Here is a 442-nt window from a genome sequence, read left to right as displayed (position 1 = left end):
GAAAGATCACTTTGCTGGCGCAACTAAAGGTGCTATTTACAGTGAATTACCTGATGTTACTATTGTTGATATCTCACACAATGTATCACCGTTTAATATACCCGAAGCTGCTTATATAATACAAAATGCATATAGCAGTTTCCCCAAAGGTACCATACATATTATTGGTATAGACTCTGAACTTAACCAAGAAAACAAGCATATTGCCTTAAAACTAGATGGCCATTACTTTATTTGTGCCAATAATGGTATTATGAGTATGATTTGTGCTGAAATTATGCCTGAAAAAATTGTAGAAATTAACATACACGATAAAATACAAACAAGTTTTCCGGTGCTTGATGTATTTGTTAAAGTAGCCTGCCATATTGCTCGTGGCGGTACTTTAGAGGTTATTGGTAAAACCATAGACCAAATTAAACCTATTAAAAATATTGTGCCC

General features: G+C 33.9%; 1 protein-coding gene. It reads left to right on the top strand.

Annotated elements, in window-relative coordinates; translation table 11 throughout:
• A partial coding sequence (locus FUA24_RS17260; RefSeq protein ID WP_148544328.1) for an SAM hydrolase/SAM-dependent halogenase family protein occupies positions 1 to 442 on the top strand: 442 nt, incomplete at both ends.

Source organism: Seonamhaeicola marinus, from assembly GCF_008085455.1.
The sequence above is the reverse complement of the archived record's forward strand: the minus strand, read 5'-3'. Positions and strand labels throughout refer to the sequence as shown.